Genomic DNA, 16,106 nt, shown 5'->3' on the forward strand with positions numbered 1-16,106 from the left:
GCCGAGCAGCGCACCAGCGGGCGGGGAAGTCCGGCGCGGCTGTCTGAGCCCGAAGGGCGAGTTCCGCGCCGGCCGCCTGATGGGAGCAGCGCAGGGCAGTCGGCCGCAGGCCGACCGGGGGTGGCGGGTCGCCTTCTTTGCCTCCTTTCTTGGCGAAGCAAGAAAGAAGGTCGCCCGCCGGGGCGAATTCCCGGCCAACGTAACGCCAAACACCGGAAAGCCCGTAAGTAAGAGCTCAAGCCTTACCTGCCGAAGAGAAAACGCTTTCCATACCTAACACGAACATAGCCATTAAATTCGACCCCAAAAGAGTCGTCGCCCATGGACTGAGCTCCGGAGCACTGCTGTCAGCCCCGCCGGTTGCGGCGCCGGACGGTGACGAGCAAGCCGGCCATGCCCAGGCCAAGCAGCGCCATGGAGGCGGGCTCCGGGACTTGTAAGGTGTGGGGCGTGTAGTCGTACTCCACCTTCGCACCGCATCTGGCCTGGGTGATGAGGCCCAGGCTGACGGTGCCGGCCCCCCCCGTCCAGCATTTTTTCGTCCGAGTTCTCGCAGTACAGGGTGAAGTTGCCGCCCCCCGCCTGGGCGAACAGGCTGGGCGTCAGCGCATCCAGCGTCAGGGCCTCGCTGCTGCCCAGGGGGCCAAAGGTGGCGCTCGTGCCCGCAGCCAGGCTGACCGAGCCGGTGGAGGCCTGCAACTGGAGGGCTGGCATGAGCGCGTCCAGGGTGGTATTGAGGCCTGGCAGCGAGCTGCTGAAGTACATCCGGATGATCGAGTTGGCGGTAACGGTCTGGTTGCTGCCGGAGGCGTTGCTCAGCATGAAGCTGCTGCTCCCGGTGCCGAACAGGGTCAGCCTGGCCTTGTTCAGGGTGCCGATATTGGTGTCAAAGAGATCCAGCATGCCGTCCTGGGAGATCGGCGTCATTGAATCTGTATTGCTGAAAGACAGGCTCGCTCCGAGTGCCGGGCCGGCTGCAGCGCAGGCGGCGATTGCCACAGTGAGAACAGTTTTGATCACGGAGCACCTCATTTTCTGAGTCATGGCGCCAGTCGCGCGGCATTCGCCAGCCGGCGTCACGCCGAATTCGTTTCGACACCCCCTGAAGATACCGAGGGTAGACTGATCAAGTTGTTTCGGAGTGTTTCGTATTTGTTGTTTTGGTTAATTTTTCTTGTTTTGAGGAAATTTATCATTCCCTGCAGCGTTCGTGTTCGTGCTTTGAGGGAGAATGACTCCTAAGTCGTAACGATCACGGCTGAAAGTACGGTGACGATGTGCGGGATGGGTGCTGCGCAAGTTGGAAACGACCGGGTGCAGGAAGGGGTAGCCCGGCAGCAGGGCGGTGCGCAGAAATGTCAGGACAAAAAAAGGCCGCCTTGCGGCGGCCTTTTTCCATCCTTCTGCGTTTCCCGGAAGCCGGGAAACGAGGAGAATTACTTGCGACGACGGATGGCAGCCAGGCCCATCATGCCAAGGCCAACCAGCGCCATGGAGGCGGGTTCCGGCACCTTGTTGGTGGTCGGGGTGTAGTCGTAAGCGATGGAAGCGCCGCAGCCGGCGGTGGTGGTCTGGCTGGCAGCCACGTTGCCGCCGCCGCCGCTGACGCCCAGGCCGCTGAACGATTCGCAGGAGATGGAGAAGGTGCCGCCGCCAGCAGCGCCGAAGAGGGCGGCGGTCGGGGTCAGGGCGATGGTGTCGGTATCGGTCAGCGGGCCGAAGGAGGCGCTGGCGCCGGGAGCCAGGGTCTGGAGGCCGGTGGTGGCGGTCAGGTTCAGCAGAACGGCGCTCAGGTCCAGGCCGGCGAGGGAGCTGGTGAAGGACAGGTCAACGGTGCCGGTGCCGCGAGCAGTCTGGGACTGGGCAGCGGAGTTCGACAGGTCGATGGTGGTGGTCATGCCACCAGTCAGCGTCAGGGTGACGCTGTTCAGGGTGCCGAGGTTGGTGTCGAACAGGTCGAGGAAGCCGCTCTGGCTGATCTCGGTGGTCTGCTCGGCGTTGCTGAAGGACAGAGCTGCGTTGGCGGAGCCAACGGACAGGGCGGCCAGAACGGCAGCGGCGAGGATTTTTTTCATGAATGAAACTCCAGTGAGAAATTTGTGAAAATCATTGGCAGCTTAGTGTTGCCGGCGCTGCCTGGGTATCTTTGAGCAAGAGCTGTGCCCGAAGTGAGATGTTTTATATAAATCAATGGATTATAAAATCTGCAAAAGGGCGGAAAAAAGAAGTGTCAAATCCATCGACACTGAATTGTCAATTCATGTTGAATTCAAGGCGTGAGGATTTTGTTTATTTGATGAATTTTTCGGTCATATTTTTTCTGGATTCAGAATTGGGTTCTGAAAATGGCAGTTGATGGAATGATCTGCGGTTATTTGTATAATTGTGTGAATTTGACGTTTGGGGTGATTGAATGGCTGAGGACCAGGGGAATGCAGGCGTTGAGCATCAGGAGCGTCGTCGTCGTCAGCGCTTTGTGGCCAAGCGCTGGGGGAGTGTTTGCTTCTGGGTGGTCATCAATGGGCAGCGCCTGCCGCTGAACGATCTGTCGCTGGAAGGTTTCAGCCTGTCGGCCGGGGTGCCGCCCCTCGGCAGCGGTCCCTTCCCCTTTGTGCTGCAGATTGACGGCGTGCCCGATGAGATCCGCGGCATGGCGGAGGGCATGAACTTCGTACTTGGCGAAGATGGCGGCCTTTTTGGCTGCCGCTTTCTCTCCTTTGAGGGAGAGGGGGCGACCAGCCTCCATGACTGGCTGACAGTGCATGTGATTGCCACGGCCACCATCCGTATCTCCGAGAAGGAGGCGGCGGCGATCGTGGCGGGCCCCTCCCTGATCTAGAGCCAGGCGCCGGGCGAGGTCTGGCGCGGCCCTCGGGCAGGTCCTGTGAAATCTGCCCAGGTGCTTGAAAGATATGATAAATTCCATACCAGCTTCGCCGGCCACGCGCCGGCGTTTTCGTTAGGCCGTCCTGGCCCCCGAAAGTTGAGGAATTCCTGTCGTGCTCATCGCCAACAACATCACCATGCAGTTCGGGGCCAAGCCCCTGTTCGAAAACGTTTCCGTCAAGTTCGGTGACGGCAACCGCTACGGCCTGATCGGCGCCAATGGGGCCGGCAAGTCCACCTTCATGAAGATCCTGGCTGGCGTGCTGGAGCCCTCGGCCGGCAATGTGGCCCTGGATAGCGGCGAGCGCATGGCCTTCCTGCGCCAGGACCAGTTTGGCTACGAAGATGTGCGGGTGCTCGATGTGGTGATGCAGGGGCACGCCGAGATGTGGAAGTGCATGCAGGAGAAGGATGCGATCTACGCCAACCCGGAGGCCACCGAAGAGGACTACATGAAGGCCGCCGAGCTGGAGGGTCACTTTGCCGAGTACGACGGCTACACCGCCGAAGCCCGCGCCGGCGAGCTGTTGCACGGGGTGGGCATCCCCACCGAGCAGCATGGCGGCCTGATGCGTGAAGTGGCGCCGGGCTGGAAGCTGCGCGTGCTGCTGGCCCAGGCCCTGTTTGCCAACCCTGACATCCTGCTGCTGGACGAACCGACCAACAACCTGGACATCAACACCATCCGCTGGCTGGAAGATGTGCTCAACGAGCGCAACTCCACCATGATCATCATCTCCCACGACCGCCACTTCCTGAACCAGGTGTGTACCCACATGGCGGATCTGGACTACGGCCGCATCCAGGTGTGGCCCGGTAACTGGGACGACTACATCGAGGCTTCCACCCAAGCCCGTGAGCGCCAGTCCAACGCCAACCAGAAGGCCAAGGAGAAGGTCCAGGAGCTGCAGGAATTCGTGCGCCGCTTCTCGGCCAACAAGTCCAAGGCCCGCCAGGCCACCAGCCGCGCCAAGCAGATCGAGAAGATCAAGATCGAGGAGTTCAAGCCCTCGAGCCGCCAGTACCCGTGGATCCGCTTCGACTACGACGAGAAGGAAAAGCTGCACCGTCAGGCCGTCGAGATCGAGAACCTCACCTTCGGCTACGATCCGGCCAACCCGATCATCAAGAACTTCACCTTCACCGCCGACGCCAACGACCGCATCGCCATCATCGGTGAGAACGGCATTGGCAAGACCACTCTGCTCAAGCTGCTGGTGGGCACCGGCCTGCATGGTCTGGCGCCCCAGTTCGGTACCATCAAGTGGGCCGAGAAGGCCAAGCTCGGTTACTACGCCCAGGACCACGCTGACGATTTCGCCAGCGGCGAGAATCTCACTGACTGGATCAGCGGCTATGTGCGTGAAGGTGGCTACGAAGGCGACGACGCCGAGACACTGATCCGCGGCACCCTGGGCCGTCTGCTGTTCAAGGGCGACGACGTGAAGAAGTCGGTCAAGGTGATCTCCGGGGGCGAGCAGGGCCGCATGCTCTTCGGCAAGCTCATGCTCCAGCGCAAGAACGTGTTGCTCCTCGACGAGCCGACCAACCACATGGACATGGAGTCCATCGAGTCCCTTAACTCGGGCATCGCCGATTTCGGCGGCACCCTGTTCTTCGTCTCCCACGACCGGGCCTTCGTGTCGTCCATCGCCACGCGCATCCTCGAGATCCGCGGCCCGGGCGACATCGTGGACTACCGCGGTACCTACGAGGAATACCTGTCCAGCCAGGGCATCCAGTAAGCGGTTCGGCGGCCCCGTCGTCGGGGTCGCGATTTTCCGTGCCTTCGGGCGCTGCTCCGACGCCACCGTGAAACCTCTCATCCAGCCTGCCCTCGTCGTCGTCACCATCCTGGTGGGGCTGGTGGTGGATCGCCACGGCGGGGCCTGGGGGCAGCCGCTGGTCAGCCTTTGGGTGTGGCTGCTCTTCGGCGTGCTGATGTTCCAGGCGGCAGCTTTGCGCCTGCGCCTGCTGGCCTGCCTGCTCATTGCAACGGCGGGTGAAGTGGTGCTGTCGCTGGTATGGGGCTTGTACGACTATCGATTCGGCAACCTGCCCCTGTTCGTGCCGCCGGGGCATGTGCTCCTGTACTGGCTGGGCCTGCAGTGGGCCGGGCGCCTGCCCGGACGGGTGATTGCCCTGACCCCATGGCTGGCTCTGGCGGGCGTCAGCGCCCTGGCCGTGGCTGGCATCGACTGGATGGGGCCGGCCCTGCTGGCGGTGTTCCTGGTCTGCGTGTGGCGGGGGCCTGCTCCGCGTCTCTATATCACGATGTTCCTGCTGTCCCTGGCCATGGAGCTGTGGGGCACCTGGCTGGGTAACTGGACCTGGCGCGCAGCCCTGCCGGGGCTGGGCTGGCCGGTGGCTAATCCGCCCCTGGCGGCGGGGGCCTTCTACTGCGTTCTTGATCTGCTTAGTGAATCTGTGCGTCGCCGTAGATCCTGCCACGCTACCTGAGGTTCCGGTCCGTGTAAGCTTTGGACCGGCCATGAAACTCAGCAAGCTATCCCTGATCTTCTCCGCGGCCCTGTTGCTGATGGTTACGATCAACGGGGTGATCTCCCTGTTGGTGCTGGATGCCTTTGACCGGGCCCAGGCCGTTCAGGACGAGCGCATCGAAGCATTGCACCTCGTGGGCGAACTCCGCCGCGAGGTGGATACCCTCGGCCGTCTGGTGCGCAGCTACGTGGTAACCCGTGAGACGCGCTATCTCACCTACTACTACGCCATTCTGGCGATTCGCGAGGGCGAGAAGCCTGCGGTCGACAACGGCAGCGCGGCGAGCTACTGGGATCGCGTGATTGCCGGCGAGGCACGCTTCGAGCCGCAGGCGGAGGGCCCCCGGGTGTCGATGCGTTCGCGCATGGTGAGCCTGGGTTTTCAGGGGGCCGAGCTGGCGGCCCTGGAAGAGGTGCTGGCCGAGTCGGAAGCCCTCAAGGAGCTTGAACAGGTGGCCTTTGCGGCGACCCAGGGGCTCTACGATCCGGCGACCCGCGCCTTCGTCTCGGATGGGCAGCCCCAACCGGATCTGGCCGTGAAGCTGGTGCACGGGCGGGATTACGATCAGCAGCACGCCCGCGTCGCAGTGGCCGTCGCCCGCCTGATGGAGCAGGTGGATCAGCGCACGGGGCGTCAGGTGGACGAGGCTCGCCGGCATCTGCGCAACTGGATTATTGCAGTGATCGCGGCCATGGCGAGTGCTGCCCTGCTGGTGTTGTTCGGCCTGCGTACTACGCGCAGCAAGGTGCTTCTCCCCCTTGAGGACATGTCCTCGGCGACGGGCCGTCTGGCCCGGGGCCAGTACGACGTGCGTGTGACCGGCGAGGGGAGCGTGGAGGAAGTGCGGGTGTTGCGGGATGCGTTCAATTCCATGGCTACGGCCATCGAGCGCGACATCCACGAGCGGGAGGATATCGAATCCGCGCTGAAGGAGGCCAGCACCCGGGCGGAGCAGGCGACCCAGGCCAAGTCCATGTTCCTGGCCAACATGAGCCACGAGATCCGCACCCCGCTCAATGCGGTGATTGGCATGGCCGAGCTGATTCTCCACAGCCCGTTGCCGCCGCGGCAACGGGATTACGCCGAAAAGATCCGGATGGCCGGGCGCAGCCTGCTCGATACGGTTAACGACATCCTCGATTTTTCCAAAATCGAAGCGGGCCGGCTGGAGCTCGAGAGCGTGCCCTTCCGCCTCGAGGACGTTATCTCCAACGCCTATCTTCTGGTCGAGCGGGCCGCCCTGGAAAAAGGGGTCGAGCTGCTCTTCGAGGCGCGCCCCGGCAGCGGCAGCCTGCTGGCCGAGGCCCTCGTCGGTGACCCTTTGCGTATCGGTCAGGTGCTGGCCAACCTGCTGTCCAATGCTGTCAAGTTCACCCCTTCCGGCCACGTTTCGCTGCGGGTTGACGGACAGATCGCCGAAGATGGGCGCCTCATGCTCAGCCTGATCGTCGAGGACACCGGAATCGGCATGCGTGCCGACCAGATCGAGCGGCTCTTTGAGGACTTCGTGCAGGCAGATGGGGCCACCACCCGGCAGTACGGGGGCACGGGCCTTGGCCTGGCGATTGTGCGCCGCTTGGTGGATCTCATGGGTGGAGACGTCCGCGTGCACAGCGTGCCCAAACGGGGCAGTGTGTTCCAGGTGCTGCTGCCCCTGGCCCGCGACGACCGCTACCCGCCCGGTCCGCAGGACACGGCCGGACTGCGCCTGCGTGTGCTGGTGGCCGACGATTACCCTGAGGCCCGCCTGGCCCTGATCGATCTCCTCAACTTCGAGGGCATCGACGATGTGGATGCGGTGAGCAGTGGTGCAGAGGTGCTGGCTTGCCTTGAGGCGGCCCGGAACGATGGGCAGCCCTACGATCTGCTCTTCCTCGACTGGTCGCTCCCCGACCGGGACGGCGGGGAGATACTGGATGTGTTGCGTCAGCAGCCTGAGTTGGCGCCCCGCCATGTCGTCCTCATGTCGATGCCGCGGGCCATTGAGGGTGAGACACCGGAAATCCATCCGGACGGCCTGCATTTCTGCGACAAGCCGGTGCTGCCCGGGGCCCTGCGTCGCTTGTGCGATGCCGTGCTGGGGCGCGTGGTGGCAAGCTCCGGCAGCGGCGGGGTGACCACCGGCGCCCTCGACGGCATGCGTGTCCTGCTGGTGGAGGACAACGCCACCGGGCGCGACGTGGCGATCGCCCTGATGGGGCGCTGGGGGGTCGAGGTGGACACCGCCGGGGATGGCCGCGACGCCCTCGGCCAGCTCGCCGCCCAGCCCCCCGACTACTACGCCCTGGTCTTCATGGATCTGCAGATGCCGGTCATGGATGGGTACGAGGCAGTGCGTCAGCTGCGTGCCCAGCCCGCCTATGCCGGTCTGCCCATCTATGCCCTGTCAGCCCACAGCGGCCGCGCCGTGCTGGAGCGCTGCCTGGCCATCGGCATGAATGGCTGCCTCAACAAGCCCTATGAGCTGAGTGACCTCTACAAGGTGCTGCGCCAGCATTACCCGGGCGCCCCGGATCTTGCCGATCTGCCCATGGCCGCCGCGGGCTCCGCCGTGCTGGCCGGCCTGGACGATATTCCCGGCCTGGATGCGCGCTGTGCCATCAACGATACGGGCATCAGCCCGACCCTTTACCCGCGCCTTCTGGCGAAGTTCCACCTGCAGTTTGCCGACGGCCCGGTGGAGTTGAAGGCTGCCGTGGAGGACAGGGCGTGGGATCAGGTGGCGTCCCTCGCCCACACGCTCAAGGGGCGTGCCGGCCTGCTCGGGATGACGGAGGTGTCGGCCCTGGCCGGGCGCCTCGAGGCGGCTGCCCATGCCGCCGACAACAGTCGGGCCCGGATCGCCCTCAAGAGCATTGAGGAGCACCTCCATGTCATCGTCAGTGGGCTTGTACGCATACTTCCTGTGGGCGGTTTGACGGAAGAGCCGGCCCGTGACGCCCGTTTCGTTTCCGCGAGCGGCGCCTGACTTACGGCTTACTTTGCCGACTGGCTCGCGATCTCATCCATTCTCTGCGACAGCCCCTCCAGGTAGGCCGGGAACTGGTGGATGTCATCATGGTGGGCGCCGCTAACCCGCAGCAGCACTGCCCGCCCGCTGCTGGCCGCCGCCAGCTGGCGTGCGTGATCAAAGGGAATCAACTCATCCGCGTCGCCGTGGGCAATCAGGATCGGGCTCTGCACCGTGCCGATCACCTGGTCGGTGCGCAGGGGATACTTCAGCAGCGCCGCCGGGACCAGCGGAAACTGTTCGGTGGCCAGGCGTTCCACGCTGGTGTAGGGCGTGACCAGGATCAGCAGGGCCGGCGTTACGTCCGCGGCAAGGCGGGTGGCCAGACCGCTGCCCAGGGAGCGGCCCAGGATCACCACCGGCTTGCCGGCGTAGGCGGGCGCCACCCGCGCCCAGGCCGCACGCACGTCGGCATGGAGCTGTGCCTCGCTGGCGATGCGGCCGGTGCTCCTGCCGAAGCCCCGGTAATCGAGCATGAACAGGTCGAAGCCGAGCTGTCGGTAGAAGGCCACGTTGCGGGTCCAGCTCACCAGATTGCCCGCGTTGCCATGCAGGTAGAAGACCAGGCCGCGGCTCTCCGGCTGGCGGAAGAGCAAGGCGTCGAGCTCCGCCCCATCAACTGCGATGCGCATCTCCTCGACGTCCTGCTCCGGCGGGTAGAGGCCGGCAAAGCTGAAGCCGGCGGGCAGGGGCTCCGGGTGAAAGAGCAGATCTTCCTGTTTCAGGCTGATGCCGGCGAGGAGGGCGCCGTACAGGACCGCCGGGGCGGCCAGCAGACCGAGCAGCCAGGGCCGTTTCCGGCGTGCCGGGGGCGGGGCATGGGCGGGGGGCATGTCGATTCCTCCTAGCTGTTGGCGGCCAACCGGGCGGCGCGTTCGCCCCACCCGCTGGCTTCCTCGAAAACCGAATAGCCGGACAGATCGGCATGGGCGAAGAGCAGGCGTCCATCGGCGGCCTGCAGGGCGGCCAGGCCGGGGTTGGCGAGGCTGCCGCAGCCCGGAATGGCCATGCCGTGGCCGCGCACCGTGATGTCCACAGCGCGGGTGCGGCGCCACAACTCGAGGGCGCCGTAGGCCTGTCTCAGGTCGACGGCGGCGAGTTCCAGGAGTTCATCCGGGGTCATGGCCAGCAGTTGCCGCCTGGCCTCGGCGGGCGGCCGGTCGGCCAGGGCCCGGTAGGCGGTGAAGACTGTGTGGGCAGGCTTGGCGGCCCGCAGCCACTGGTGGGTGGAAACGACCCAGCCCAGGCCCGGGCTGCCATGGATCACGTTGTCCCAGGCCAGCGGGGCATCCGGCGGTTCGGCGGGAAAACCATCCAGCAGGAAGTTGGCCACCAGCCAGGGCGCCTGGGCAGGCAGGTGCCGGGCCGGGTCGAAACCGTAGTCGCGCAGATGTGGGATGACCCGCGCCGCCACATGCAGGGGCATGGCGCAGATGGCGCGGCGGGCGTGGACCAGGAAGGCGCCGGTGGCGTCCTGGCAGAGAATGCGCACGCCCTCCCGGGTTTCATCCACCCGCAGGGCATGACCGGCTTGCTGCCGGGCGACGGGCACCCGGGCGCGCATGCCCCGGGTCAGGAAGGCCAGCCCCTCGGGCCAGGTCAGCACTGTGCCGTCGGCGGCATTGGCCGCGTGGCCGCCCCGGCCGGCGAAATAGTGCAGGCCGGCCCAGGCCGACACGTGCTCCGGGCCGGCACCGTATTCGTCCCGGCACACGTAGTCGAGCCAGGTGTGCAGGCTGGGCGCGTTGTAGCCCCGGGCCACCAGCCAGTCGCGAAAGGGCAGGGCATCGAGCTGGCGCCAATCCGCATCCATGGATGAAAGTGCCCTCGGTACGCAGAACAGGCGCCGCCCGTCGCTGCCCCGGCGCTGGGTCAGCGCCGCTACCTCGGCAAGGAAGCGCTGGTGCTGCCCGGCCTCCTCTGCACTCACCTGCCCGGTGGGGAGCAGGCCTTCGTGCCAGGCTCCGTCGAAGTACAGACGCTCGTCCGGAGTGTGAACCAGGGCGGCTTCGCTGAAGCGCGGGCGTTCGGAGAAAGGCTCGGCTTCGATCACGCCGAGTTCGAATAGGAGCTCCCGCACCCCGCGGGATTCCATCGAAGGCAGGGGCAGGTAGTGGGCGCCGCAGGGGTGGAGCAGGGGGCCGGAGGGGCTGTCGAAGCGCCCGCCGGCGGCGTTCCCGTCGGGCTCCGGGCCATCCAGGAGGAGGAAGTCGTCATGGCCGTCCCGGGCGAGCCGCCATGCCGCTGTGAGCCCGGCCACGCCGCTGCCGAGGATGACCACGCCGGTGCGCAGTTCGCGGGTGGGGGTGGGCAGGGGCCCAGCGTCGCGCAGACGGTGCCCCTCGGCCAGACCCGGCTGGTGCACCCGAACCGGAATGCCCAGGCCCTGCAGGGGGCGGCAGGCCGGCAGGGCCAGGCCGACGCCGACGGCTCCACCGGCCCGCAGAAAGCCGCGTCGCTCCATCAGCGCACCACGTTGCTCCAGTCCTGCTGGAAGTAGTGCACCAGGCGCTGGTCGTTGAGGTGATTGGGATCGACGGGCAGGCGCTGCATGTCGGGGGGGAACTGGAACATCAGCCGGGTGGTTTCCGCATCCAGGTAGCGGGTGGGCACGCTGTAGGTGGTGGGGGGCGTGTAGCCCGTCTGCCGGGTGGCGAGGTTGAAGCCCCACTCGCCGAAGGAGGGTACGTGGGCGTGGTAGGGGTGGGTGTGGAAGCCGGCCTCGCGCAGGGTGGCGTCGATGCACCAGAAGCTGCGCGGCGCGAACCAGGGCGAGGTGGATTGGACCACCAGCGCCCCCCGCGCCGACAGGTGCTTGCCCATCAGGCGGTACATGGGCACCGAGTAAAGCTTGCCGAGGCCGAAGCTGGAGGGGTCGGGGAAGTCGGCGATGATCAGGTCGAAGACCTCGCTGTGGGTCTCCAGCCACTGGCCGGCGTCGGCGTTGATGACCGTGACCCGGGGGTTGGACAGGGCCTGTCCGTTGAGCCCGGAGAGGTATTCGTTGCGGGTGAACAGGTCGGTCATGGCCGGGTCCAGGTCCACCAGGGTGACCCGCTCCACCTGGGCATGGCGCAGGACTTCGCGTACCGCCAGGCCGTCGCCGCCGCCCAGCACCAGCACCGAGCGTGCCCAGGGCATGGCCTGCAGGGCCGGATGCACCAGGGCCTCGTGGTAGCGGTGCTCGTCGCGGCTGGAGAACTGCAGGTTGCCGTTGATATGCAGGCGCGTGTCGTCCTTCCAGCGGGTCACGGCGATGCGCTGGTAGGGCGTGGTGGTGGCGAAGATCACCTCGTCGCCGAACAGGCCGCGCTCGGCCCAGTGGGTGAGTTTTTCGGAGACCACCAGGCCGCCGGCCAGGAAGGCCATCACCAGGACGCCACGGGTCAGACGGCTGCGCAGCCGGGGGATCTCCCGGCGGTAGTACCACAGCGTCCACAAGGCCACGGCCACGTTGGCCATGCCGAACAGGAAGCCGGTGCGCGACAGGCCCAGCTTGGGTGCCAGCACCAGGGGGAACAGCAGGGACACCGCCAGGGCACCCAGGTAGTCGAAGGTCAGCACCCGGCTCACCAGCTCGCTGAAGCTGGCCTGGCGGCTGTGCAGGACGCGCATCACCAGCGGAATCTCCATGCCAACCAGCACGCCGAGGAGGAAGACCAGGGCGTACAGGGTGGTGCGGAAGGGCGCCGCCATCCAGGCGAAGAGCAGGAACAGCAGGGTGGCTGACACGCCACCGATCAGCCCCACCAGCAGCTCGATGTCGATGAAGCGGGCCAGTACGTCCCGGTCGTCCACGTATTTGGACAGGTGCGAGCCGACCCCCATGGCGAACAGGTAGCAGCCGATGATGGACGAGAACTGCAGCACGGAGTCGCCCAGCAGGTAGCTCGACAGGGCGCCGGCGATCAGTTCGTAGGCGAGGCCGCAGGAGGCCACGACAAAAACCGACAGGATCAGCAGGCGGTCGGGCAGGTGGTTCCCGGCGGGGGGCGGAGCAGCATTCTCGGGCGGGTGCATGGCTGCGGACTCTACCCGGAAAGCGCTTGCCGGGCACGGGGAATGCTGGCTAAATAATGGCCCGGTCGCCGAGGATTCCGCTTATGGAGCCGCTCTACAATTACGTCGTGCATCTGCTGTCCGGCCTGCTGATGGTGCTGGTCTTCGCCAGCATCTACCTGCGGGTCACGCCCTTTTGCGAGCTGTCCCTGATCCGTCAGGGCGTGGTTGCCCCCGCCCTGTCCCTGGGGGGCGCCGTCATCGGCTTCTCCCTCACGGTGGCCTCGAGCATCCTCCACAACGACAGCCTGCAGCTGTTCCTGATCTGGAGCGTGGCGGGCCTGTCGGCACAGGTGCTCACTTACGTGCTGCTGGGGCGCCTGGTACCACGCCTGCCCGAGCAGCTGGCCGCCAACAACGTGGCTGCCGGTGCCTTCGCCGGGACGGTGGCGCTGGTGGTCGGCATCCTGAATGCGGCCTGCATGTCGTGACTTCACCTGTCCCCGGCTTCGGGTTTCCGGGGCTTGCGGTCACTGAATACCGGAACAAACAACGTCGGGAGCAAGCATGAGCATCGGATCCTTCATCAAGAAGCAGTTCATTGACGTCCTCCAGTGGAACGAGGAGGCCGACGGCACCCTGGCCTGGCGCTATCCCATGGAGGATTTCGAGATCCAGTACGGCGCCAGCCTGACTGTGCGCGACTCGCAGATGGCCGTTTTCGTCAATGAAGGCAAGGTGGCCGATGTGTTCGGGCCGGGCATGTACAAGCTGACCACCCAGACCATCCCGGTGCTGACCTACCTGAAGAACTGGGACAAGCTCTTCGAGTCGCCCTTCAAGTCCGACGTGTACTTCTTCAGTACCCGCCTGCAGCTGGGGCGCAAATGGGGGACGCCCCAGCCGATCACCCTTCGCGACAAGGATTTCGGCATGGTGCGCCTGCGCGCCTTCGGCATGTACTCCTACAAGCTGGCCGACCCGCGCAAGTTCTTCACCGAGATCAGCGGCACCCGTGCCGAATACACCGTGGACGAGCTGGAGCAGCAGCTGCGCAACCTGGTGGTGGCGACCATGAGCGCCACCCTGGGCGGTTCGGATGTGCCCTTCCTGGACATGGCCGCCAACCAGGTCCTGCTGGCCGAGCGCATGCGCGAGGCCATGACACCCACCTTCGAGCGTTACGGCATGACGCTCGACAACTTCGCGGTGGAGAACATCTCCCTGCCCGAAGAGCTGCAGAAGGCCATCGACACCCGCATCTCCATGGGCATGGTGGGCGATCTGGGCAAGTACACCCAGTACCAGGTGGCCAACTCGGTGCCCCTGGCTGCCCAGAACGAGGGCGGTCTGGCGGGTGTGGGTGCCGGCCTGGCCGCCGGCGTGGGCATGGGGCAGGTGATGATGGACGCTCTGCGCGGCAGCCAGGCCCCCGCGGCGGCCCCGGTCGCTGCCCCGGCCGCCGCTGTGGATGATCCGGAGGCCCGCCTGGGCAAGCTCAAGGCCCTGCTCGACAAGGGGCTGGTGACCCAGGCCGACTACGATTCCGCCAAGGCGGAGATCCTCAAGAAGCTGATCGGATAAGCGCCGGGTGTTCAAGCTCGCCTGCCCCAGTTGCGGCGCGGAGGTCGTCTTCCGTTCCGCCACCTCGGCCATGGCCGTGTGCGAGTACTGCCGCAGCACCCTGCTGCGGGAGGGCGACGCGGTGCGCGATGCGGGCAAGATGGCGGTGGTGCTGGAAGACTATTCCCCCATCCGCATCACCACCTCGGGCATGTATGCGGGCCAGGCCTTCGGCGTGGTTGGGCGCATCCAGCTGCGTTACGAGGACGGCTTCTGGAACGAGTGGTACATCCTCTTCGACGATGGCAGTGCTGGCTGGCTGTCGGATGCCTCCGGACAGTACGCGGTGACCCTCGATGCCGGGCTGGCTGACGATGCCCCGCCCTTCGGCCAGATCGTGCCCGGCGGGCAGTACACCTGGGACGGCGCCACCTTCACCGCCGCCGATCTGCGCACCGCACGCTGTACCGCTGGCGAGGGCGAGCTGCCCTTTCAGGTCGGCCCCGGCTGGCAGGCGAAGGTGGCGGATTATCGCCAGGGGGTGCGCTTTCTCACCCTCGATTACTCGGAGGGCGAGCAGCCGCGCCGCTATGCGGGCAAGGCGGTGAGCCTGGGGGATCTGCGCTGCCAGTTGCTGCGCACGCCCGAGGAGATTGCCGGCAGTGCCGGCCGCCTCAAGGGCAAGGCGGCCACCCTGGCCTGCCCGGCTTGCGGAACCGCCATTGCCTGGCGACCGGCGGTGGCGGCCCACCTCCACTGTCCAGCCTGCGGCACCGAGAGTGACGCCACCACCGGCACCGCTGAGGTCATGGATGCCGGCCGCCGGGAGGCCATGCTGACCACCACCTTGTCCCTGGGCGACGAAGCCAGCATCGACGGCAAGCCCTGGACACTGATCGGTCTGATGAAATGTCGGGAGATCGGCGAGGTGGAAGAGTGGGTCGAGTACCTGCTGTTCAACGAGGCGGCGGGTTTTCTGTGGCTGGTGGAGTCGTCGGCGGGCTGGGACAAGGTGCGGGTGCTCGATAGCTGGCCGGAGTCCGTCTCGTCCAGTGCCGTGCGCTACGAGGGGGCGGCCTACACCCGCATGCTGGCCTACGGTGCGCAGGTGGTTCAGGTGGCGGGGGCCTTCAACTGGCGGGTGAAGGTGGGCGACAGCGTCTCCATCACCGACTACCGGGGCAGTCGCGGCACCCTCACCAGCGAGCGCAGCCCGGCCGAGCTGGGCTGGTCCCTGGCCCAGCGGGTGCCGGCTGCGACCGTGGATGGCTGGTTCGGCAAGAAGGGGCGCATCACGGCGCCCGTCGCATCCCTCGACGCCCTTGCGGCTGTCAGCACCGCGGTGGACCGGAGCACGCTGCGCCCCCTGGCCTGGATCTTCACGGTGTTGGTGTTGCTGATCAACGTGCCCATTGCCTTCATGGGCGGCTTGTACAGCTGGGTGCTGATCGCTATCGCCATCGGCATCCTGTGGCTCCCTGTTTACACCGACGTGCTGGACGACTGAACGATGTCACGGATGGGCTACATCTATCTCGGGTTGATCGTGCTGGCCCTGGTCACGATCTTCAACCTCGACCACGTCAATGACCGCAGCGGTGGCCGCAGCTGGGGCAGCAGTGGTGGCAGTGGCTCCGGGAGCTGGTCATCCGGGGGCGGGCACAAGTGAGCGGCGGCGCAGCCCATCTGCCCAAGGGCCTGCACCTGCTGGCCGATTTTCATGGCGTCGACGCCGAACGCCTGCTCGACCCCCTGGCCATCGAGACCGTGCTGCGCGAAGCCGCCCGGGCGGCCGGCGCCACGCCGGTGGGCGGGCACTTTCATCCCTTCGGCCCGGGCCAGGGTGTCACTGGCGTGCTGTTGCTGCAGGAATCCCACATCAGCATCCACACTTGGCCGGAGCACGGGTTTGCGGCGGTGGACGTGTTCATGTGTGGTGCGGCGCGGCCGGAGCGGGCGGTGGCGGTGATCAAGGCCGCACTGCAGCCGGCGTCCGTCACTCGGCAGGAAGCGCTAAGGCATACCATTCCACACAATTCATAACGCATGAATCGAGCGCATCTGCTCAACCCCTCTGACGAAGCTACTGAGCCTTGTGTAGCCCTGCCAGAGGGTTTTGACACCGGGCTCACCGTCGCCTTTGCGG

At 65.9% G+C, this 16,106-nt stretch carries 15 protein-coding genes and 1 pseudogene; 9 read left to right on the forward strand and 7 right to left on the reverse strand.

Features of this window, described 5'->3' with window-relative positions; all coding sequences use genetic code 11:
- Positions 1-347 precede the first annotated feature (347 nt).
- The 3 genes and pseudogenes from ACIQ09_RS18395 to ACIQ09_RS18405 form a co-directional block, all read right to left on the reverse strand.
- A complete protein-coding gene (locus ACIQ09_RS18395) occupies positions 348-416 on the reverse strand; it encodes a hypothetical protein (RefSeq protein WP_398313248.1) in 69 nt (22 codons plus the stop codon).
- Between the two features lie 115 nt (positions 417-531).
- Positions 532-1,044 (reverse strand): annotated as a pseudogene (locus ACIQ09_RS18400) (choice-of-anchor E domain-containing protein); the annotation flags it as partial.
- A gap of 392 nt (positions 1,045-1,436) precedes the next feature.
- Positions 1,437-2,075: a choice-of-anchor E domain-containing protein gene (locus tag ACIQ09_RS18405; protein WP_398313222.1), complete on the reverse strand. Its 639-nt coding sequence runs from the start codon at positions 2,073-2,075 to the stop codon at positions 1,437-1,439.
- A gap of 338 nt (positions 2,076-2,413) precedes the next feature.
- On the opposite strand from ACIQ09_RS18405, the gene ACIQ09_RS18410 reads away from it, so the two are divergent.
- The 4 genes from ACIQ09_RS18410 to ACIQ09_RS18425 all read left to right on the forward strand — a co-directional run bounded on the left by ACIQ09_RS18410 (position 2,414) and on the right by ACIQ09_RS18425 (position 8,356).
- Positions 2,414-2,839: a PilZ domain-containing protein gene (locus ACIQ09_RS18410; protein WP_398313224.1), complete on the forward strand. Its 426-nt coding sequence runs from the start codon at positions 2,414-2,416 to the stop codon at positions 2,837-2,839.
- A 160-nt stretch (positions 2,840-2,999) separates the two neighbouring features.
- Complete coding sequence (locus ACIQ09_RS18415; protein WP_398313226.1) at positions 3,000-4,631, forward strand: ABC-F family ATPase; 1,632 nt, start codon at positions 3,000-3,002, stop codon at positions 4,629-4,631.
- Between the two features lie 67 nt (positions 4,632-4,698).
- The gene (locus tag ACIQ09_RS18420; RefSeq protein WP_398313228.1) at positions 4,699-5,346 is read left to right on the forward strand and encodes a hypothetical protein; all 648 of its coding nucleotides are present in this window, start codon (positions 4,699-4,701) and stop codon (positions 5,344-5,346) included.
- Between the two features lie 31 nt (positions 5,347-5,377).
- Positions 5,378-8,356: a response regulator gene (locus ACIQ09_RS18425; protein WP_398313230.1), complete on the forward strand. Its 2,979-nt coding sequence runs from the start codon at positions 5,378-5,380 to the stop codon at positions 8,354-8,356.
- Between the two features lie 8 nt (positions 8,357-8,364).
- Here ACIQ09_RS18425 and ACIQ09_RS18430 read toward each other — a convergent pair whose 3' ends face one another.
- From ACIQ09_RS18430 to ACIQ09_RS18440, 3 genes are read right to left on the reverse strand one after another with little or no spacing between them, the layout of a single operon-like run.
- A complete protein-coding gene (locus ACIQ09_RS18430) occupies positions 8,365-9,231 on the reverse strand; it encodes an alpha/beta hydrolase (RefSeq protein ID WP_398313232.1) in 867 nt (288 codons plus the stop codon).
- A gap of 11 nt (positions 9,232-9,242) precedes the next feature.
- The gene (locus ACIQ09_RS18435; RefSeq protein ID WP_398313234.1) at positions 9,243-10,862 is read right to left on the reverse strand and encodes an NAD(P)-binding protein; all 1,620 of its coding nucleotides are present in this window, start codon (positions 10,860-10,862) and stop codon (positions 9,243-9,245) included.
- A complete protein-coding gene (locus ACIQ09_RS18440; protein WP_398313236.1) occupies positions 10,862-12,418 on the reverse strand; it encodes a polyamine aminopropyltransferase in 1,557 nt (518 codons plus the stop codon). The genes ACIQ09_RS18435 and ACIQ09_RS18440 overlap by 1 nt, the downstream gene beginning before the upstream one ends.
- An 83-nt stretch (positions 12,419-12,501) precedes the next feature.
- Between ACIQ09_RS18440 and ACIQ09_RS18445 the strand changes: the two genes are divergently transcribed.
- From ACIQ09_RS18445 to speD, 5 genes are all read left to right on the forward strand, one after another.
- Positions 12,502-12,888: a DUF350 domain-containing protein gene (locus ACIQ09_RS18445; protein ID WP_398313238.1), complete on the forward strand. Its 387-nt coding sequence runs from the start codon at positions 12,502-12,504 to the stop codon at positions 12,886-12,888.
- Positions 12,889-12,964: 76 nt separating this feature from the next.
- Positions 12,965-13,981: an SPFH domain-containing protein gene (locus tag ACIQ09_RS18450; protein WP_398313240.1), complete on the forward strand. Its 1,017-nt coding sequence runs from the start codon at positions 12,965-12,967 to the stop codon at positions 13,979-13,981.
- A 7-nt stretch (positions 13,982-13,988) separates the two neighbouring features.
- Complete coding sequence (locus ACIQ09_RS18455) at positions 13,989-15,467, forward strand: DUF4178 domain-containing protein (RefSeq protein WP_398313242.1); 1,479 nt, start codon at positions 13,989-13,991, stop codon at positions 15,465-15,467.
- 12 nt (positions 15,468-15,479) lie between these two features.
- A complete protein-coding gene (locus tag ACIQ09_RS18460) occupies positions 15,480-15,629 on the forward strand; it encodes a hypothetical protein (protein WP_398313244.1) in 150 nt (49 codons plus the stop codon).
- Positions 15,626-16,003: an adenosylmethionine decarboxylase gene (speD, locus tag ACIQ09_RS18465; protein WP_398313246.1), complete on the forward strand. Its 378-nt coding sequence runs from the start codon at positions 15,626-15,628 to the stop codon at positions 16,001-16,003. Before ACIQ09_RS18460 ends, speD begins: the two co-directional genes overlap by 4 nt.
- Here the strand turns inward: speD and ACIQ09_RS18470 are convergent.
- A partial coding sequence (locus ACIQ09_RS18470) for an IS4 family transposase (RefSeq protein ID WP_398313250.1) occupies positions 15,998-16,106 on the reverse strand: 109 nt, incomplete at its 5' end. The genes speD and ACIQ09_RS18470 overlap by 6 nt on opposite strands.

It is taken from the genome of Zoogloea sp. (genome assembly GCF_044344315.1).
GTDB lineage: Bacteria > Pseudomonadota > Gammaproteobacteria > Burkholderiales > Rhodocyclaceae > Zoogloea.